This is a genomic window from Streptomyces sp. SCSIO 30461 (genome assembly GCF_037023745.1).
GTDB lineage: Bacteria > Actinomycetota > Actinomycetes > Streptomycetales > Streptomycetaceae > Streptomyces.
Genome location: NZ_CP146101.1, coordinates 6,514,263 through 6,533,940, shown reverse-complemented (window position 1 = coordinate 6,533,940; position 19,678 = coordinate 6,514,263). Strand labels below are relative to the sequence as shown.

Here is a 19,678-nt window from a genome sequence, read left to right as displayed (position 1 = left end):
CGTACCTTCCGCCGGAAGGGAGTCGGCGGCACCGGGCGTTCGCAGAGAGCAACGGTGGTCGGGGCGGGGTCGGGCTGCCGTGCGGCGCCCCCTGCGGGTAACCTCCCGCTCATGTCCCGCCATGTCGCGATCGTCACCGATTCCACGGCCTACCTGCCGCCGCAGACGATGGAGCGGCACCACATCACGGCGGTACCGCTGACCGTGGTCCTCGGTGACCAGGCACTCGAGGACGGAACCGAAGTCTCGGCGCGAGCGCTCGCTCTCGCCCTGCAGAAGCGTCGACCGGTGACGACCTCGCGGCCGAGTCCGGAGACCTTCGCCGCCACCTACCGCGCCACGGCGCAGGCTGGTGCGACCGGAATCGTTTCTCTGCATCTTTCCTCCGAGTTCTCCGGGACCTACGACGCCGCAGTGCTGGCGGCGCGGGACGCCCCCGTCCCGGTGCGCGTGGTGGACACGCGCATGGTGGCGATGGCTCTCGGCTTCTGCGCCCTCGCGGCGGCGGATGCCGTGGACGCGGGCGGCACGCTGGACGAGGCCGTGGCGTCCGTCGAGAAGCGCGCGGCGGCCACGACGGCTCACTTCTACGTCGACACCCTCGAATATCTGCGCCGAGGAGGCCGCATCGGCGCGGCACAGGCGCTGCTCGGCTCGGCGCTGGCCGTGAAGCCGCTGCTCCAGCTCGACGGCGGCAGGATCGAACTCCTGGAGAAGGTCCGCACGGCGTCGAAGGCCATCGCCCGTCTTGAGGAGATCGCGGTCGAACGGGCCGGCGCGGGGCATGTGGACATCGCGGTGCACCACCTCGCCGCGCCGGAGAGGGCGTCGGCGCTCGCGGAGCGGCTTCGGTCGCGGGTGCCGAACCTCGCCGAGCTTCACGTCAGCGAAGTCGGGGCGGTGATCGGTGCACACACCGGACCGGGATTGCTGGGGGCCGTGGTCTCGCCCCGGTAGTTCGCTCGTACGGGTGGCCGAGATATCCACAATGAGTTGTCTTTCCACCGGAATTGGGGCTGTCCGGCGGGGATATGCGGATGTGTCTACCGTCAGGTGGCATGACTCAGCGATCATGTTCCGTGACCAGCGGTCCGGGCCGCGTCCCGGGCTCGGACGGCCGGGTCCGCGGCAGCCGGCACCGGTTGAGCACCCGGCACTCTCCGACGCGCGTGCGGACGGCGCAGTCCGCCACGCCGACCGACGCCGAGGTGCCGAAGCCCCGGTATGCGGCTGCCCTCAGCTCAGCTGAACCGACGGCGGCGGCGTTCATCGGCCCGATGGATGCCCAGGCACCGGTGGCTGCGATGCGCCGGCGAGCGGAGGCGCTGTTCACACGGCCCGAGGTGTCCTCGGGGGAAGCCCAGCCACTCGAAGGCCGGTCATCTCGGACCCGGTCACACGGGGCCCATCCGTCGCAGGGGCCCACCGATGCCGAGCCGACGACAGCAAGGGCCGCGGTCCGGACGGGACGACGCGGGCGGCACACCCCGCGTCAGCGACTGCCGCTGTGGCTCCAGCTCCGATGCGGGCTGGAGCCGAGAGCGTTCGCCGCGCTCGTGATCGTACTCGTGGCCGCGGTGGGCTTCGCCGCCCACCACTTCTGGACCGGACGGCCCCAGACGGTACACGCTCCGGAGCTCGTCGGGGACAGCCGTACCACCCTGGCAGTGCCGCAGAGCATCGAACCCGGGGCGACCTCCGGCATTCCGCGCGCCCCGGGAATCGGCGCGTCGCGGATCGTGGTCGATGTCAGCGGCAAGGTGCACAGACCGGGCGTGCTCCAGCTGCCCGCCGGATCGCGGGTGGCCGACGCGTTGCGTGCGGCGGGCGGCGTGAAGTCCGGTACCGACCTCACCGGGTTGAACAGAGCCCGTTTGCTCATCGACGGCGAGCAAGTGGTCGTCGGCGCGACCCCGCCACCCGGCCTGCCTGCCTCCGGTCAGCCGCGCTTGGCGGCCGGTGGCACTCCGGGCGGCCCCGGCGCCGGGCCGCTCAGTCTGAATTCCGCGACCGTGGAACAGCTCGACGGGTTGCCCGGAGTCGGGCCCGTACTCGCTCGACACATCGTGGACTACCGCATCGAGCACGCCGGCTTCCGCTCCGTGGACGAGCTGCGCGAGGTCAAGGGGATCGGTGACCGCAGGTTCGCAGAGCTGAGCACCCTGGTGCGGCCGTGACGCGCCCCGCCGTGGGGGCAGACCCGGAGCGGGCGGGGCCGGCCGATCTCCGGCTCGTCTTCCCCGCCCTCGCCACCTGGGGAGCCGTGGCCGTCAGCCTCACCGCACGCCCGCCCTGGCCGGGGACCGCGGCCGTGCTGTGCCTCGCTGTGGCGGGACTACTCCTCGTCCCGGCGTGCCTTGCGGCCGTGCGGGCCCGGACGCTGCGGATCTCCGGCATCTCCGGGAATCGGGTCGCGGCGGCCGCCGTGCTGGTGTGCGCTGCGGCGGGGGCCGTTGCGGGCGGCCTGAGCGGGGCCGATCTGTATCGAGGGCCGATTCCGGAGGCCGCGGGACGGTACGACCGGATCACGGCCGAGGTGACGGTCGCAGGTGATCCGCGCACGATCCGCCCCCGAGCGGGGGCGTCCCGTTCGGCGGAACAGACGCTCGCCCTGGATGCGGAGGCCACGACATTCATCGGGCCGGACGGAGCTGCGGTGGCGACGCGAGCCCCGGTACTGGTCATCATCAGACCGGGCGGGTCAGCCGCCCAGTGGCTGGGACTGCTGCCCTCGACCCGGCTGCGGCTGACGGCCCGTGCGGAGCCACCGCACGGCGGCGATGGGAGGTACGCCGCGGTGCTGAGGGTGAGGTCCCCCGGACCGCCCGCGGTCATCGCTCAGCCGTCCGCCGTCCAGCGCACGGCCGGGATGCTGCGCGCCGGGCTCCGCCGGGCGACCGACGGGCTCGGCTCGGACGCCCGCGCGCTGCTCCCCGGACTTGTCGTCGGAGACACCTCGCGGATCGGAACCGAACTGCACGACGCCTTCACGGCCTCGGACCTCACGCACCTTCTGGCCGTTTCAGGAAGCAATCTCACGCTCGTGCTGTGCGTGCTCGTCGGGCCGCCGGGCAGAGCCCTCCTGGCGGAGCGCGGAGGACTGGCTCCACGACTCGGGCTGTCGCTGCGGGCGACGGCTCTGACCGGCGCGCTGCTCACCCTCGGGTTCGTCGTGGTGTGCCGCCCGGAGCCCAGTGTTCTGCGTGCGGCAGTCTGCGGGCTCATCTCACTGCTCGCCATCGGCACCGGTCGCCGACGATCACTGATCCCGGCGCTGGCCGCAGCTGTACTGCTGCTGGTGCTCTACGAGCCGAGGCTCGCCCGCACCTACGGCTTCCTGCTCTCCGTGCTCGCCACAGGGGCACTGCTTACCATCGCCCCCCGCTGGAGTGATGCATTGCGGCGCCGAGGAATGCCGGGGCGGCTCGCCGAGGCCCTGGCCGCCGCCGGCGCGGCACAGCTGCTCTGCGCACCGGTCGCGGCGGTGTTCGCCGCCCGAGTCAGCCTGGTGGCGATCCCCTGCAACCTGCTGGCCGAGCTCGCGGTCGCGCCCGCCACGGTCCTCGGTTTCGCAGCGCTCGCCATGGCTCCGGTGGCCATACCGGTCGCGGAGGGCCTGGCCTGGTGCGCCGGAATGCCCGCCGAGTGGATCGCGGGCGTCGCCCGCGCCGGTGCGTCACTCCCCGGAGCAGAGATCGACTGGCCCGGAGGCTGGCGAGGCGGGCTGCTGCTTGCGGTGGTGGGCGCACTGGCAATCCTGGCCGTCCGTGTGCTGGCGCGCCGCGCCTGGACCCTCGCCGCCTGCGCCCTGCTGATGGTGCTCGTGGTGGTCAGACCCGCCCCGCTGACCAGGGTGGTCACGGGGTGGCCTCCTCCGGGCTGGGCGTTCGCGATGTGCGACGTGGGCCAGGGCGATGCCAGCGTGCTCGCGGCGGGCCGGGGCACGGCCGTGGTCGTGGACGCCGGTCCTGATGCGAAGCTGGCCGACCGGTGCCTGAGCGAGCTGGGCATCACCCGTGTCCCGCTTCTGCTGCTGACGCACTTTCACGCTGACCATGTCGCGGGGCTTGCCGGGGTCATGCGCGGCAGATCTGTCGGCATGGTGCAGACCACGTCCTATGAAGAGCCCGCCGACCAGGCCGCGTTCGTCCGACGCACCGCGGCTCGGGCAGGGGTGCCGCTGGCGCACGCGACACCGGGGGAGCGGCGCAGGCTGGGGCCGCTGGACTGGCGCGTGCTGTGGCCGCCCGCCGCCCCGGGGCCACCACCGGACGGGCCCAACGACGCCAGCGTCGTCTTGTACGTCCGCGCCGCCGACGGCCCCTCGCTGCTCCTTCTCGGAGATCTGGAACCGCCCGCCCAGCGGCGGCTGATACGGGGGCGTCCAGCCATCCCGCCGGTGGATGTCCTCAAGGTGGCCCATCACGGCTCGGCCTTCCAGGAAGGCGGTCTGTCGGCCGGTGTCCGGCCGAGACTCGCGCTCATCAGTTGCGGCAGGGACAACAACTACGGGCACCCCTCGGCCCGCACGATCAGCGCGCTGCGGGCCCACGGTGCCACCGTGCTCCGTACGGACGTGGACGGGGCGATCGCCGTCACCGGCACGGGTGGCGAGCTGCGCGCGGTGCGCCGGGGTGCCGGGTCCTAAGGGCCGTCCAGCCACTGGCCTTCGCGCATGAGCAGCCTGCCCGGTTGCTCGTTCGCTTCGCGCCAGGCCTTCACCACGACAGGAGTGAAACTGATGTACACCCAAGGCTTTCGGCCCCGTGGGTCCCAACCGAGTTTCGCCGCGAATCGGTCGGCAGCCTCCTTCGCGAGATCGCTGCCCTCGACCAGTTCCGCGGTCCCTTCGATGTGCACCACGTCTCGGGTGTGGCCCAAGGCCACCACAGCGCTTGCCCGGAGACTCAGATTGACGGCGGTCGGGTTGGTGCGACGCGTGGCCATCAGCAGCGTGCCCCGATCCCAGATGAACGACAGCGGCACGAGGCAGGCCTCGCCGGATGGTGAGGCCGTGGCGACCCAGGCGTCCTCATCGTGTGCGAGGTGGTTCAGGGCGTCCTGCTTGCGCCGGCTCCGACTGCGTGCCGGATCTGTGCTCGTCATGGCGCACAAGCTAGAAGATCACTGAAAATCTCGGGTTTGGGCCCCGCGGGTGGCCCCGCGGGGCCAGACTGCTGTGTGTGCAGGGGGAATGGGCCGTGGAGACGGTCGGGCCGGATGTGTGGGAGACCTGCCGGGAGCTGATCCCGGCAGGGAGTGTGTTCGCGTTCCTGGCCGAGCACCGCGAGCGGCTGCTGCCGCCGGAGATGTTCGCGGACATGTACCCCTCGGCCAACGGGCGGCCGAGCCTGCCGCCGCAGGTGCTGGCGACGGCGGTGGTGCTGCAGAGCCTGTTCGGGACCTCGGATGTGGAGACCGTGCTGGAGCTGCGGTGCGACCTGCGGTGGAAGGCGGCGTGCGGACTGGGGCTGAACGACACGGCGTTCGACCCGTCGCTGCTGACCTACTTCCGGCGCCGCCTGCAGCGGTCCTCGGATCCGGGGCGGATCTTCACCCGGGTCAAGGAGGTCGTGGCCGCCACCGGCATCCTGCGCGGGAAGCGGCGCCGCGCGCTGGACTCCACGGTGTTCGACGACGCGGTGGCCACCCAGGACACGGTCACCCAGCTGATCTCGGCGATCCGCCGGGTGATCCGCGAGGTCCCCGGCGCCGGCCGCGTCGCCGCCGGGCATTGCACCGCTCACGACTACACCGACCCGGGCAAGCCGAAGATCGCCTGGGACGACGAGCAGGCCCGCGCCGGGTTGGTGGACGCGCTGGTCACGGACGCGCTCAACCTGTTGGGCCGCCTGCCCGAGCAGGAGCTGGGCGAGCGGGCCGCGAACGCGGTCGGCCTGCTGGCGCTGGTCGCGGGCCAGGATGTGGAGCCCGCCGAGGGCTCCGACGGGCGCGACGGGCGCTGGCGCATCACCCAGGGGACCGTCCGCGACCGCGTGGTGTCCACCGTCGATCCCGAGGCCAGGCACATCCACAAGAACCGCACCCGCCACCAGGAAGGCTTCAAGGGCCACGTCGCCGTCGAGCCGGAGACCGGCTTATTCACCGAGGTCGCCCTCGCCGCGGGCTGCGGCCCCGAGAACCACGAGGCGAAGATCGCCGAGGACCTCCTCGCCGCCGAGGACGAGCCGTGCGAGGTGCTCGGCGACTCCGCCTACGGCACCGCCGACCTGCGCGACCACCTCGAACAGCAGGGCCACGACGCCGTCCTCAAACCACCCCCGCTTCGCGCGGCCGTGCCCGGCGGCTTCACCAGCGACGACTTCCACATCGACACCGAGAACGGCCAGGTCACCTGCCCTGCCGGGCACATCGTCCCCCTCGGCAAGCCCCGGAAGACCGGCTTGCGGCAGGCTCAGTTCAAGAAGCTGTGTGCCGGCTGCCCGCTGCGCGAACGCTGCACCACCTCCAAGACCGGCCGCGTCCTGCAAGTCCACCCCCAGCACCAGCGCCTGGCCGACGCCCGTGCCCAGGCCACCGACCCCGCCTGGAAAGACACCTACCGCCGCTGGCGGCCACCCGTCGAACGCGGCATCGCCTGGCTGACCACCAAAGGCAACCGCAGACTGCGCTACCTCGGCACCCTCAAGAACGACACCTGGCTCCGCAACCGAGCCGCCGCCCTCAACCTCCGACGGCTCGTCAACCTCGGCCTCGAAGTGGCCGCCGACGGCACCTGGACCCTGACCCCGGCCACACCGTGAAGCACGGAGGGCGGCCCCGCCACCGGCGGACCGCCCCCACAACAAGATTTTCAGCAGCCTTCTAGGGCGTGTTGCGAAAGTCCCTCCTGACCCGCGGCGTCTGGCACGCACGCTCGCTGCGTTGTCGGAGTCATCCAAGTACGTCCAGTACAAGGATGATCCTCCGCCTTGCGATCGCACGCACCAGACGCCGCAGGCCCCGCCCTGCGGGCGGACGGAGCTACTTTCGCAACACACCCTAGGACCAAGAGCGCATGGCGTACGAGCGGGCGGGTGGCGAGACTGGGGCCATGGACACGACTCAGCCGACACCACCGGAGGCCGTCGACGCCTATCTGCGCCGTATCGGAGCCGCCCGCCCCGAGCGGCTGGACGCCGGAACACTGCGCGAGCTGCAGCACCGGCATCTGCTCGCGGTGCCCTTCGAGAACCTCTCGGTGCATCTGGGCGAGGACATCGTCCTGGAGGACAAGCCCCTTCTGGACAAGGTGGTGGAGGCCCGGCGGGGCGGCTTCTGCTACGAACTCAACGGAGCCTTCGCGGTGTTGCTGAGCGCTTTGGGCTTCGGGGTCGCACTGCTGCAGGCCCGGACATTCGGGAAGGACGGCCGGTTGGGGATCCCATACGACCATCTCACCCTGCGCGTCGAGACCGAGGACGGCACCGGGCCCTGGTTCGCGGATGTCGGGTTCGGCGAGCACAGCCGCTGTCCCCTTCTGGTGGAGGAGCGCGGCGACCAGCCGGACCCGGCAGGCACCTTCCGGGTCGCCGAGGCGCCCGATGGCGACCTGGATGTGCTGCGGGACGGCAAGCCGCAGTTCCGGGTGGACCGGAGGCCGCGTGTACTGACGGACTTTGCAGCCGGTGCCTGGTACCACCGCACCTCACCCGCTTCGCACTTCACCCAGTCACTCGTCTGCTCCCGGCTCACCGAGGACGGGCGGATCACCCTGACCGGCCGAAAGTTGGTGACGACTGTGCACGGCGTGCGCGAGGAGCGGCAGCTCGGTGACGACGCGGAGGTGCTGGCCGCCTACCGGGAGCACTTCGGAGTCGCGCTCCGCCAGGTCCCGCAGGTGGGTGGGCCTGGCTCCCGGTGAGCGGCACAATGTTGCGGTGGACGATGTGAGACATGTGCTGGTGCTGCCCGACCGCGATGCGGCCGAGGAGGTCATCGAGGCCATAGGCGAGCACTTCGGTGTACAGGACGAGCCTCAGCTGGTCAGGGATGCGCTGGCAGGCGAGGACGACGCCGAGGACGCCCAGTGGCTGGTGGTCGTGGAGGACCCTGACGGGCGTCTGGACGCGACTGAGCTGGACGGGTTCGTCGCGGACTGGGACGGCTGGCGCGAGCGGCCGTAGCCTTCGGCACATCGATGCGGCGGTCGCTCAATCGGTGTCGGTGCCCCGTGCGATGCTGGTCGGCGATGGCCACCAGGAAGAACACCAACGACGACCCGCTCGCCCCGGTCACGATCGCCGTGGGCCAGGAGGATCTGCTGCTGGACCGTGCCGTGCGGCAGGTCGTGGCGGCTGCACGAGCGGCCGACGCCGACACCGATGTGCGCGACCTCAGCCCGGACCAGCTCCAGCCGGGCACCCTTGCCGAGCTGACGAGTCCCTCGCTCTTCGCCGAGCGCAAGGTCGTCGTCGTACGCGACGCTCAGGATCTGTCCGCGGACACGATCAAGGACGTCAAGGCGTATCTCGACGGGCCCGTGGAGGAGATCACACTGGTCCTGCTGCACGCGGGCGGGGCCAAGGGGAAGGGGCTGCTCGACGCGGCGCGCAAGGCGGGAGCGCGCGAGGTCGCCTGTCCCAAGACGACCAAGCCGGCAGAGCGGCTGACGTTCGTGCGGACCGAGTTCCGGGTCCTCGGGCGGTCTGCGACGCCCGAAGCCTGCCAGGCGCTGGTCGACGCCATCGGCAGCGATCTGCGCGAGCTTGCCAGCGCGGCGGCCCAGCTGGTGGCGGATGTCGACGGCACGATCGACGAGGCTGTTGTCGGGCGCTATTACACCGGGCGAGCCGAGGCATCCAGCTTCACCGTCGCCGACCGTGCGGTCGAGGGCCGGGCGGCGGAGGCTCTGGAGGCGCTGCGATGGTCGCTGTCGACCGGCGTCGCCCCTGTGCTGATCACCAGCGCGCTCGCGCAGGGAGTGCGGGCGATCGGCAAGTTGTCGTCCGCTCGGGGCGGTCGTCCGGCGGATCTGGCCCGTGAGCTGGGCATGCCCCCCTGGAAGATCGACCGGGTACGTCAGCAGATGCGTGGCTGGACGCCGGATGGAGTGGCGATGGCTCTGCGGGCGGTCGCCGAGGCGGACGCGGGCGTCAAGGGTGGGGGCGACGACCCCGAGTACGCGCTCGAGAAGGCAGTGGTGACGGTAGCCAGAGCGGCACGCTTGCGGCGCTGAGCCGTTGACCGGTCGCCGGTCGCCGGTCGCCGGTCGCCGGTCGCCGGTCGCCGGTCGCCGGTCGCCGGTCGCCGGTCGCCGGACGTGGTACTGCCGCGTGGGCGGCGCGGCCGTCGCCGGTGGCCATGCGTATGCCGCTGGGGCGTGGGCTGCTGTGCCTGCTCGTGCCCCGTGTTTCGGTTCCGCTGCCGATCCTGCCCCTGAGCGGGGTCCGACCGTCGTACCCCGGTTGCCATGACCCGGAAAACCCAGAGCCCCGCCCCTTCCGTCCAGGGAAGGACGAAGAGGCGGGGCCCGTGGTCCGGCCGGTGGGCCGGGAAGTACTGGTCTCGCACCCGCGTGGCGAACGCAGGCCGCGTGCGAGTCCGGGGTGCCGGGTGGGAGCGGATGAGAGAGGGCCCGCTGGATCCGCCCGGCGATCAAGTCTTGGGAGTCGCCTCCCGGGTGTTACGGAGCTCAGCCCTGGAGGGAGGAAACCTTGGAAGCCAGCGCCGACTTCTTGTTGGCGGCGGCGTTCTTGTGGATGACGCCCTTCGAGACAGCCTTGTCCAGCTTGCGGGCCGCCTCGCGGGTGGCCACGGTGGCCTTCTCGACGTCGCCGGAAGCGACAGCCTCGCGGGCCTTGCGGATCGCGGTCTTGAGCGACGACTTGACGGCCTTGTTGCGCAGGCGCGCCTTCTCGTTGGTCTTGTTCCGCTTGATCTGGGACTTGATGTTCGCCACGAAAGAGCCTTTTCAGGTTCGATGATTTTCCAAGACGTGCTCGCAGCTGAGAGGGCATGCGAGACACAGCTGCCCAGGCTACCAGCCGTGGTCCGGGCGGCCCAAACCGGGCCCAGGGCCCCGGGCGTGGGACCATGGAGGCTGCGTATCGATCCGACACGACCCGAGACGAGCGCTCGGCGCTCAAGAATCAGGACCCTGCGTGCCCGCGACCCCCAGCCATGTGCCCGAGCCGAGCCGTACCGACCCGGCACTGATCCGCAACTTCTGCATCATCGCGCACATCGACCATGGCAAGTCCACCCTTGCCGACCGGATGCTCCAGCTCACCGGTGTGGTCGAGCAGCGGCAGATGCGCGCTCAGTACCTCGACCGGATGGATATCGAGCGCGAGCGCGGCATCACGATCAAGTCCCAGGCGGTGCGTCTGCCGTGGGCACCCACGACGGGCGATGGCCAGGGCAAGACCCACATCCTCAACATGATCGACACCCCGGGCCACGTGGACTTCACCTACGAGGTGTCCCGCTCGCTGGCCGCCTGCGAGGGCACGCTCCTGTTGGTGGACGCCGCCCAGGGCATCGAGGCGCAGACCCTCGCGAACCTCTACCTCGCGATGGAGAACGACCTCACCATCGTGCCGGTCCTCAACAAGATCGACCTGCCGGCCGCGCAGCCCGAGAAGTTCGCCGAGGAGCTGGCGAACCTCATCGGCTGCGACCCGACCGACGTGCTGAGGGTGTCGGCGAAGACCGGTGTCGGGGTGGACGCCCTGCTGGACCGGGTCGTCCAGGACGTCCCGCCGCCCGTCGGGGTCGCGGACGCCCCTGCCCGCGCGATGATCTTCGACTCCGTCTACGACTCCTACCGGGGTGTCGTCACCTATGTACGAGTCGTCGACGGACAGCTCAGCAAGCGCGAGCGCATCCGGATGATGTCCACCGGCGCCACCCATGAGCTCCTGGAGATCGGCACCAACTCGCCCGAGATGCTCGCCGCCGACGGCCTGGGCGTCGGTGAGGTCGGCTATCTGATCACCGGCGTGAAGGATGTCCGCCAGTCCAAGGTGGGTGACACGATCACCCAGCAGGTCAAGGGCGCCACCGAACCGCTCGGTGGTTACAAGGACCCCAAGCCGATGGTGTTCTCCGGCCTCTACCCGCTGGACGGTTCGGACTACCCCGAGCTGCGTGACGCCCTCGACAAGCTCCAGCTCAACGACGCCGCACTGGTCTACGAGCCGGAGACCTCCGCGGCCCTGGGCTTCGGTTTCCGTGTCGGCTTCCTCGGTCTGCTGCACCTCGACGTGATCCGCGAGCGGCTGGAGCGCGAGTTCGGCCTCGACCTGATCGCGACCGCGCCGAACGTGGTCTACCGCGTGGTCATGGAGGACGGCAGCGAGCACACCGTCACCAACCCGAGCGAGTTCCCCGAGGGCAAGATCGACGAGGTCTTCGAACCGGTCGTACGGGCCACGATCCTCGCGCCGAGTGAGTTCATCGGCTCGATCATGGAGCTCTGCCAGAACCGCCGCGGTGTGCTGCTCGGCATGGACTACCTCTCCGAGGACCGTGTCGAGATCCGCTACACCCTCCCGCTCGCCGAGATCGTCTTCGACTTCTTCGACCAGCTGAAGTCCAAGACCCGCGGCTACGCCTCCCTGGACTACGAGCCCACCGGCGAGCAGAACGCCTCGCTTGTCAAGGTCGACATCCTGCTGCACGGCGACAAGGTCGATGCCTTCTCGGCGATCACCCACAAGGACCAGGCGTACGCCTACGGCGTCCGACTCGTGGCCAAGCTCAAGGAGCTCATCCCGCGGCAGGCATTCGAGGTCCCGGTCCAGGCCGCGATCGGCTCCCGGGTGATCGCCCGTGAGACCATTCGCGCCATCCGCAAGGACGTCCTCGCCAAGTGCTACGGCGGTGACATCTCCCGTAAGCGGAAGCTGCTGGAGAAGCAGAAGGAAGGCAAGAAGCGGATGAAGATGGTCGGCTCCGTGGAAGTGCCCCAGGAGGCCTTCATCGCGGTGCTCTCCAGTGACGACTCCGGGGGCGGCAGGGCGAAGAAGTAGGATCCGCCCGCGCGGGTGCTGGGGGAGTCGCTTCGGCCGCTTCGCGGTTGTGCGGCGAGCGCTTCCGAGGCGGCTCGCGGGCGGCTGAAGGACGGCTCGCAATCGGTACCGGAATAGCCCGGAAGAACCAAGCACCTCTGTTCGCCTGAACCGCCCCACAGGTCCCTGTGTCCACCGGCACGGGGGCCTGTTCGTTATGAAGCGGCAGCCTGCTCCCCCTTACGTGGGGGAGCCGTGGCACTTACCCTGACAATCGCCCGGCGGGTTACTCGCGAGTTAAACAATCGTGTCCCGTCGCGCAATCAGCCAGTCATGCAGCAACGCCGCAGCAGCAGGCCCGGAGGATGTCGTGACCGACGCACAGACCCTGATCGAGAACCGACCGCCATCCGTGGCGACTCTCTTCGTCCAGCGGGTGGCGGCCACTCCCGAAGCGGAGGCGTACCGGTACCCGGTGCCCGCGGCCTCCGGACAGGGTCCCGATGACTGGAAGTCGCTCAGCTGGAGCGACGCCGCCGAGCGGGTGTATGCGATCGCCGCGGGCCTGGTCGACCTGGGCGTGCAGCCGGAGGAGCGGATCGCGCTCGCCTCCGCCACCCGTGTCGAGTGGATCCTCGCCGACCTCGGCATCCTCTGCGCAGGCGCCGCCACCACGACCGTCTACCCGCAGACGAACGCCGAGGAGTCCGCTTACATCCTCGCCGACTCCGAGAGCCGTGTGCTGGTCGCCGAGGACGCGGAGCAACTGGCCAAGGCCCGCGAGCGGCGCGCCGAGCTGCCGAACCTGAAGCATGTCGTGGTGATCGACCCCACGGGCGTCGAGCCGTCGGACGAGGACCCGGAAGGCTGGGTCGTCTCCCTCGCGGATCTGGAGGAGCGCGGCAACCGGTACCTCGCCACGCACCCGAGCGCGGTCAAGGAGCGGGTCGAGGCGATCACCGCCGAGCAGCTCGCCACCCTCATCTACACCTCGGGCACCACCGGCCGCCCGAAGGGTGTCCGGCTGCCGCACGACAACTGGTCCTACATGGCCAAGGCCATCGCCTCCACCGGTCTGCTCACCAAGGACGACGTCCAGTACCTGTGGCTGCCGCTGGCCCATGTCTTCGGCAAGGTGCTGATCTCCGGCCAGATCGAGCTCGGGCACGTGACCGCAGTCGACGGCCGGGTCGACAAGATCATCGAAAATCTGCCGGTGGTCCAGCCGACCTACATGGCGGCCGTGCCCCGGATCTTCGAGAAGGTCTACAACGGCGTCGCCGCCAAGGCCCGCGCGGGTGGTGCGGCCAAGTACAAGATCTTCCAGTGGGCCGCGGGCGTGTCCCGCGCCTACGCCAAGGAGAGCCAGGACACTTTCCGCCGCACCGGAAAGGCCTCCGCCTCCCTCGGTCTCACGGCCAAGCACAAGGTCGCCGACGCCCTGGTCTACGCCAAGCTCCGCGAGGCGTTCGGCGGACGGCTGCGCGCCGCGGTCTCCGGCTCGGCCGCGCTCTCGCCCGAGATCGGCTTCTTCTTCGCCGGTGCGGGCATCCATATCCTGGAGGGCTACGGACTCACCGAGTCCAGCGCCGCCTCCTTCATCAACCCGGCCGAGGCCTACCGCACCGGTACGGTCGGCAAGCCGCTGACGGGCACTGAGGTCCGGATCGCCGACGATGGCGAGATCCTGCTGCGCGGCCCCGGCATCATGCAGGGCTACCACGGGCTTCCGGAGAAGACCGCCGAGGTCCTGGAGGCGGACGGCTGGTTCCACACCGGCGACATCGGCGAACTCTCGCCCGACGGCTATCTGCGGATCACCGACCGCAAGAAGGACCTCATCAAGACCTCCGGCGGCAAGTACATCGCCCCGGCCGAGGTGGAGGGCCAGTTCAAGGCGGTCTGCCCGTTCGTCTCCAACATCCTGGTCCACGGCGCCGACCGGAACTTCTGCACCGCCCTCATCGCTCTGGACGAGCCCGCGATCCTCGGTTGGGCCAAGGAAAACGGTCTCGACGGCAAGTCCTACGCCGAGGTCGTCGCCGCCCCGGGGACCGTGCAGTTCATCGAGGGCTACGTGAAGCGTCTCAACGAGGGCCTCCAGCGCTGGCAGACCATCAAGAAGTTCCGTCTGCTGCCCCGCGACCTCGATGTGGAGCACGGTGAGCTGACGCCGAGCCTGAAGCTGAAGCGGCCCGTCGTGGAGCGCGAGTACAAGGACCTCATCGAATCGATGTACGACGGTTCGCGAGAGGCGTAGCAGTCCACCAGCGGGGCCCGGCGGCTCCGGTACGGTCACCGCGGGCGCGGCGAGGGGCATTTCCTCGTCGCGCCCGCGCCGTTTCTCTCCCGCTCCGGAACGCGGAATTCCTTCATCCGGGTGTGCTCATATCGAGCACTTCGATGACTCCGTGCTTATGGACGAGTCCGGTCTGTCACCCTGTCGTTGTCGTCAGTCGTTCACATGGCAGCGCACGGCAGTACACGTCGGCGCTTGCCGGCGCAGGGCAACACGGAGCCGGACAGGAGCCGAGTGTGGGGTCCGTACCGACACAGCAGGACACCGCGGCAGCCGCGGCGACCGCCGCCCGGCGGTCAAGGCACCTCCTCGCACAGCGCGGCGGCGTACGTGCCGCGGCGCGCACCAGCCTGCCCGCGAACCCGGCAGCGGCCTCGGCCGCACGGCGGTTCGTGGGCGCGGCACTGGCAGAGTGGACCCGGCTCGGGACGGTTCCCGTGCGCGGCGCAGACCGGTTGGCCGAGGACACCGCGCTGGTCGTCAGCGAACTCGTGACCAACGCCGTGGTGCACGCCGGGACCACCGTGGAGGTGCTGGTACGCCTGGACGCGTCGACCGATGACGATCCGCCGTGTCTCGTCGTCGAGGTCGGGGACCAGCACCCGGCCCGGACGGTACGCGGACACGCCGCCGACCCGGGGCCCGAGCCGGACGCGGCGGCGGACCAGCACGAGTACGGCCGCGGGCTGCGCCTGGTGTCCGCGCTGAGCGGGTCCTGGGGGATCACGTACCGCACCGGCCGCAAGGCGGTGTGGGCGAAGCTGCCGCTCGGCGGTGTCGACCTCCCCCTGAGCGCCCCGGCCGGGACGACGGTCTTCCAGCACGGTGTCCAGGGGGTGCCAGGCGGCCAAGGGGGCTACGGGGTCGCCAGGGGTCTCCCTGAGAGCCCACCGCCGCCCCGCACCCCGCCGGGGCAGGGCGACGACCACCCCGGCTGGACCGGGCGTGGAGCACTGACCTTCCTCGCCGAGGCGTCCGATCTGCTCGCCGGCCAGCTGGACGAGGACATGGTCGCCGCGCTCACCGGGCAGCTGCTGGTGCCTCGGTTCGCCGACTGGTGCGCCGTGTGGCTGGACGGCGAGGCCGGTCCGGTACCCCGGCTCGCCAAGGTCTGGCACGCCGACGAGTCCCGGATCGAGGGTCTGCGTGCGGCGCTGCTCAAGGACCCGCCCCGGCTGCCGCGTGAGGCCGGGTCCACCGCCGTGGCGGTCCCCGTGGCATGGCCGCACCCGGAGACACCCGAAAGCGGCCCGGGGACGGACGCCCCGGGCGGCACCGCCATGGCCCTGCGGCTGGCCGCCGGGGCCCGGCCGCTCGGCACCCTGGTGCTCGCCCGTGAGGGCGTGCACCAGGGTGCCCTCACGGGCGAGCAGCACGAGGCGGGTGCCTGCGCGGGCATCCCCGACCAGGCGACCGCGCTGATCGAGGACTTCGCCCGCCGGGTGGGACTCGCCGTCGGAGCCGCCCGCGCCTATACCCGCCAGGCCACCATCAGTCGGGTGCTCCAGCGCGGGCTGCTCCCCGCCCAGGTCGCCCAGATCCCGGGGGTCGACAGCTCACTCGTGTACGAGCCCAGCGGCGATGGCCTCGCGGGCGGCGACTTCTACGACATCTTCCCGGCCGGGAAGGGCGGTCGCTGGTGCTTCATGCTCGGCGATGTCCAGGGCAGCGGCCCCGAAGCCGCCGTCGTCACCGGTCTCGCCCGTCCCTGGCTGCGGCTGCTCGCCCGCGAGGGCTACCAGGTCGGCCAGGTGCTCGACCGCCTCAACGACCTGCTGCTCGACGACGCCATGGAGGCGGCGGAGGCGGCGGCGCTCATGGCGGTGGCCCCGGGCGGCCCGGTTCCCGACGGCCCCCAGTCGCGGTTCCTGTCGCTGCTGTACGGGGAGCTCGCACCGCTGTCGGTCGGCGGGGTCAGCTGCACCCTGGCCTGCGCGGGCCACCCGCTCCCGCTCCTGCTGCGCCCGGACGGCACGGTACGCCCGGCAGGCGCCTCCCAGTTGCTCCTGGGCGTGGTCGGAGACGCGGAGTACGACAGTCAGACCTTCGTGCTGGAGCCCGGCGACACCCTGCTCTGCGTCACCGACGGGGTCACGGAGCGGCGCTCCGGCTCCCGGATGTTCGACGACTCCGACGGTCTGGCCCGGGCGCTGGCCGAGTGCGCCGGTCTGAGCGCCCAAGGAGTCGCGGACCGCATAAGGCTGGCCGTGCACACCTTCGCGGAGACCCCGCCCGGCGACGATCTGGCTCTGCTGGTGCTCCAGGCACGCTGACCGCACCTACCCGGCCTCGCCCAAGCACCGCCGGGTCCCGCCTGGCCCGGCACCGTCCCCGCCCAGCGCCGCCGGGTCCGGACAGCGTCTCCCCGGCGGTGCGTCCGGGTGCACTCCACGGGTGGCGGACAATGGTCTCCATGCCTTCCGTACTGCCCGATGGTGAGCCCATGCCCGCGGACGGGTCGCTGCCGCCGCACGCCCGCACGGGCGCCGGCGACCGGCCCCTCGGGTTCTATCTGCACGTCCCGTACTGCGCCACCCGCTGCGGCTACTGCGACTTCAACACCTACACCGCGAGCGAGCTGCGCGGCAGCGGAGGCGTGCTGGCCTCCCGCGACAACTACGCCGACACCCTGGCCGACGAGGTCCGGCTCGCCCGCAAGGTGCTCGGCGACGACCCCCGCCCGGTACGTACTGTCTTCGTCGGCGGCGGTACGCCGACCCTGCTCCCCGCCGCCGACCTGGTGCGAATGCTCGGGTCGGTGCGCGAGGAGTTCGGCCTGGCCGATGACGCCGAGATCACCACGGAGGCCAACCCGGAGTCCGTGGACCCCGCCTATCTCGCGGAGCTCCGGGCCGGCGGCTTCAACCGGGTGTCCTTCGGGATGCAGAGCGCCCGGCAGCATGTGCTGAAGGTCCTGGACCGCACCCACACGCCCGGACGCCCCGAGGCCTGTGTCGCCGAGGCACGCGCGGCCGGCTTCGAGCACGTCAACCTCGATCTGATCTACGGCACCCCGGGGGAGACCGACGACGACTGGAGGGCCTCTCTGGACGCCGCGATCGGCGCCGGTCCCGACCACATCAGCGCCTACGCCCTGATCGTCGAGGAGGGCACCCAGCTCGCCCGCCGGATTCGCCGCGGCGAGGTGCCCATGACCGACGACGACGTGCACGCCGACCGCTACCTCATCGCCGATGAGGTGCTGTCCGGGGCGGGCTTCGACTGGTACGAGGTCTCGAACTGGGCCACGTCCGCGGCCGGGCGCTGCCTGCACAACGAGCTGTACTGGCGCGGCGCCGACTGGTGGGGCGCGGGACCCGGCGCGCACAGCCACGTGGGCGGCGTGCGCTGGTGGAACGTGAAGCACCCCGGTGCCTACGCGACGGCCATCGCCGATGGCCGCTCACCCGGCGCGGGACGGGAGATCCTGCCGGACGAGGACCGCAGGGTCGAGCGTGTCCTGCTGGAGCTGCGACTGCGCGAAGGCTGCCCGCTGGACCTGCTGCGCCCCGACGGCCTTGCGGCGGCGGGCCGTGCCCTGGCGGACGGGCTGCTCGAACCCGGGCCGTACGAGCGGGGACGGGCGGTGCTGACGTTGCGCGGGCGGCTGCTCGCGGACGCGGTGGTCCGAGACCTCGTCGACTGAACGGGCCGAACGGTCCGAATGGCCGACGCTCCGCTCCCCGGCCCTTGCGGGCACCCCGGCGACACCTCGGCCCGCGTGGGGCCGGACGGGGCCCGTTCTCGGCCCACCGCCGTCGGGAAGCCGGCCCACCGCCGTCGGAAAGTCAGTCCACCGCCGTCACGAAGTCGATCAGCTCCTCCACCCGTCCCAGCAGCGCGGGCTCCAGATCCCGGTAGCTGCCCACCTTCGACAGGATGTGCTGCCAGGCCGCCCCCGTGTTCTCCGGCCACCCCAGGGCCCGGCACACCCCGGTCTTCCAGTCCTGCCCGCGCGGTACGGAAGGCCAGCCCGAGATGCCAACCGAGGAAGGCTTCACCGCCTCCCAGACGTCGATGTACGGATGCCCGACCACCAGCAGATGCGGGTCGCATACGGACGCGGCGATACGGGACTCCTTGGAGCCCGGCACCAGATGGTCCACGAGCACCCCGAGCCGTGCGTCCGGCCCCGGCGCGAAGTCCGCCACGATCGCCGGGAGGTCGTCGACGCCTTCCAGGTACTCGACGACCACGCCCTCGACGCGCAGGTCGTCGCCCCAGACCTTCTCGACCAGTTCCGCGTCGTGCCGCCCCTCCACATAGATCCGCCCCGCCCTTGCCACCCGAGCCCGTGCCCCGGGGACGGCGAGGGAGCCCGATGCCGTGCGGGTGGGCCGTACCGGGGCGTCCGAAGGCGGCCTGACCAGCGTGACCGCCTTGCCCTCCAGCAGGAAACCGCGCGGCTCCATAGGGAACACCCGGTGCTTGCCGAAGCGGTCCTCCAGCGTCACCGTGCCGGCTTCACAGCGGATCACCGCGCCGCAGAAGCCCGTTCCGGCCTCCTCCACGACCAGGTCGCGTTCGGCGGGGACCTCGGGCACCGGGGTGGACCTTTTCCAAGGGGGCGTCAGATCAGGGCTGTAGCTGCGCATTGGGCAGACGCTACCGGCTCGGCGGCGCGCCGGACCGGGACACCGGTTCAGGACACCCCGAACCGCCGGGCCAGCCGGTCCCGTTGCGCGCGTACGAAAGCCGCGTCCACGACCGCCCCGTGCCCGGGCACGTACAGCGCGTCGTCCCCGCCCAGCGCCAGCAGCCGGTCGAGCGCCGCGGGCCACTGCGCGGTGACGGCGTCCGAGCCTGCCTGGGGCTCTCCCGACTCCTCGACCAGGTCACCGCAGAGCACGACCTCGGGGCCGCCCGCAGTGTCCGGAACCAGCACCACCAGGTCATGGCCGCTGTGACCGGGCCCCACGTTCGCCAGCAGGACTTGGCGTCCACCGAGGTCCAGCGTCCACTCGCCGCTGACCACGTGCCGCGGAGCCACCAGCGCGTCAGCCGCTTCGGCGGCGTCGTCCGGTGTCACACCCTGGCGGACGGCGTCCTCGCGCAGCCCCTCCCGCTGGTGTGCCGTTCCCATGAGCTGGTCCAGCCCCACCGCGCCATACACCCGCGCTCCGGAGAACGCCGCCGTACCGAATACATGGTCGAAGTGCGGATGGCTTAGCGCGATATGCGTCACACGCCGCCCGCCCAGCAGCGACTCGATCTGGGTCCGCAGCTCGCCGCCCTCGCGGAGCGAGCTGCCCGTGTCGTACAGGAGTACGGCGTCATCTCCGGCCACCACTGCCGCGGTGGCGTCCCATACGGGCAGCCGCCGCCGCCCTGCCCCTGCGCCGATGCGCTCCCAGCCGAAGTCTTCCCAACTGACGTCCATGAGGCGACGCTATCCACGTACGGTGAGGAAACCCCAGCGAAAAGC

The 19,678-nt window shown here is 71.2% G+C and carries 15 protein-coding genes; 11 read left to right on the top strand and 4 right to left on the bottom strand.

The window, feature by feature from the left end:
- The first annotated feature begins 111 nt into the window (after positions 1-111).
- From V1460_RS29395 to V1460_RS29385, 3 genes are all read left to right on the top strand, one after another.
- Positions 112-957: a DegV family protein gene (locus V1460_RS29395; protein WP_338676626.1), complete on the top strand. Its 846-nt coding sequence runs from the start codon at positions 112-114 to the stop codon at positions 955-957.
- Positions 958-1,556: 599 nt separating this feature from the next.
- The gene (locus tag V1460_RS29390) at positions 1,557-2,177 is read left to right on the top strand and encodes a ComEA family DNA-binding protein (protein ID WP_338676625.1); all 621 of its coding nucleotides are present in this window, start codon (positions 1,557-1,559) and stop codon (positions 2,175-2,177) included.
- Positions 2,174-4,648: a ComEC/Rec2 family competence protein gene (locus V1460_RS29385; RefSeq protein ID WP_338676624.1), complete on the top strand. Its 2,475-nt coding sequence runs from the start codon at positions 2,174-2,176 to the stop codon at positions 4,646-4,648. The genes V1460_RS29390 and V1460_RS29385 overlap by 4 nt, the downstream gene beginning before the upstream one ends.
- Here V1460_RS29385 and V1460_RS29380 read toward each other — a convergent pair.
- Positions 4,645-5,106, bottom strand: coding sequence for a pyridoxamine 5'-phosphate oxidase family protein (locus tag V1460_RS29380; RefSeq protein WP_338676623.1), 462 nt, complete (start codon positions 5,104-5,106; stop codon positions 4,645-4,647). The two genes, V1460_RS29385 and V1460_RS29380, sit on opposite strands and share 4 nt — an antisense overlap.
- Before the next feature lie 77 nt (positions 5,107-5,183).
- Here V1460_RS29380 and V1460_RS29375 point away from each other — a divergent pair, with 77 nt between their 5' ends.
- From V1460_RS29375 to holA, 4 genes are all read left to right on the top strand, one after another.
- Entirely contained in the window at positions 5,184-6,764 is a 1,581-nt protein-coding gene (locus V1460_RS29375) for an IS1182 family transposase (RefSeq protein WP_338676622.1), read from the top strand.
- 290 nt (positions 6,765-7,054) lie between these two features.
- On the top strand, positions 7,055-7,864 hold the full coding sequence (locus V1460_RS29370; RefSeq protein ID WP_338676621.1) for an arylamine N-acetyltransferase: 810 nt from the start codon (positions 7,055-7,057) through the stop codon (positions 7,862-7,864).
- A gap of 16 nt (positions 7,865-7,880) precedes the next feature.
- Positions 7,881-8,126 (top strand): hypothetical protein, encoded by a 246-nt coding sequence (locus V1460_RS29365; RefSeq protein ID WP_338676620.1) that lies wholly within the window; start codon positions 7,881-7,883, stop codon positions 8,124-8,126.
- Between the two features lie 65 nt (positions 8,127-8,191).
- On the top strand, positions 8,192-9,178 hold the full coding sequence (holA, locus tag V1460_RS29360; protein ID WP_338676619.1) for a DNA polymerase III subunit delta: 987 nt from the start codon (positions 8,192-8,194) through the stop codon (positions 9,176-9,178).
- A 456-nt stretch (positions 9,179-9,634) separates the two neighbouring features.
- On the opposite strand, the gene rpsT is transcribed toward holA, so the two are convergent.
- Positions 9,635-9,901 carry a 30S ribosomal protein S20 gene (rpsT, locus tag V1460_RS29355; RefSeq protein ID WP_338676618.1) on the bottom strand — a complete coding sequence of 89 codons (267 nt, stop codon included), beginning with the start codon at positions 9,899-9,901 and terminating at the stop codon, positions 9,635-9,637.
- A 202-nt stretch (positions 9,902-10,103) separates the two neighbouring features.
- On the opposite strand from rpsT, the gene lepA reads away from it, so the two are divergent.
- The 4 genes from lepA to hemW all read left to right on the top strand — a co-directional run bounded on the left by lepA (position 10,104) and on the right by hemW (position 17,899).
- The gene (gene lepA, locus V1460_RS29350) at positions 10,104-11,975 is read left to right on the top strand and encodes a translation elongation factor 4 (protein WP_338676617.1); all 1,872 of its coding nucleotides are present in this window, start codon (positions 10,104-10,106) and stop codon (positions 11,973-11,975) included.
- 349 nt (positions 11,976-12,324) lie between these two features.
- The gene (locus V1460_RS29345) at positions 12,325-14,214 is read left to right on the top strand and encodes an AMP-binding protein (protein ID WP_338676616.1); all 1,890 of its coding nucleotides are present in this window, start codon (positions 12,325-12,327) and stop codon (positions 14,212-14,214) included.
- Positions 14,215-14,489: 275 nt separating this feature from the next.
- The gene (locus V1460_RS29340) at positions 14,490-16,526 is read left to right on the top strand and encodes a SpoIIE family protein phosphatase (RefSeq protein ID WP_407077552.1); all 2,037 of its coding nucleotides are present in this window, start codon (positions 14,490-14,492) and stop codon (positions 16,524-16,526) included.
- Between the two features lie 140 nt (positions 16,527-16,666).
- Complete coding sequence (gene hemW / locus V1460_RS29335; RefSeq protein ID WP_338676614.1) at positions 16,667-17,899, top strand: radical SAM family heme chaperone HemW; 1,233 nt, start codon at positions 16,667-16,669, stop codon at positions 17,897-17,899.
- 142 nt (positions 17,900-18,041) lie between these two features.
- On the opposite strand, the gene V1460_RS29330 is transcribed toward hemW, so the two are convergent.
- Positions 18,042-18,848, bottom strand: a complete 807-nt coding sequence (locus V1460_RS29330; RefSeq protein WP_338676613.1) for a DUF3097 domain-containing protein — start codon at positions 18,846-18,848, stop codon at positions 18,042-18,044.
- 47 nt (positions 18,849-18,895) lie between these two features.
- Positions 18,896-19,633, bottom strand: a complete 738-nt coding sequence (locus V1460_RS29325; RefSeq protein ID WP_338676612.1) for an MBL fold metallo-hydrolase — start codon at positions 19,631-19,633, stop codon at positions 18,896-18,898.
- Positions 19,634-19,678 lie beyond the last annotated feature (45 nt).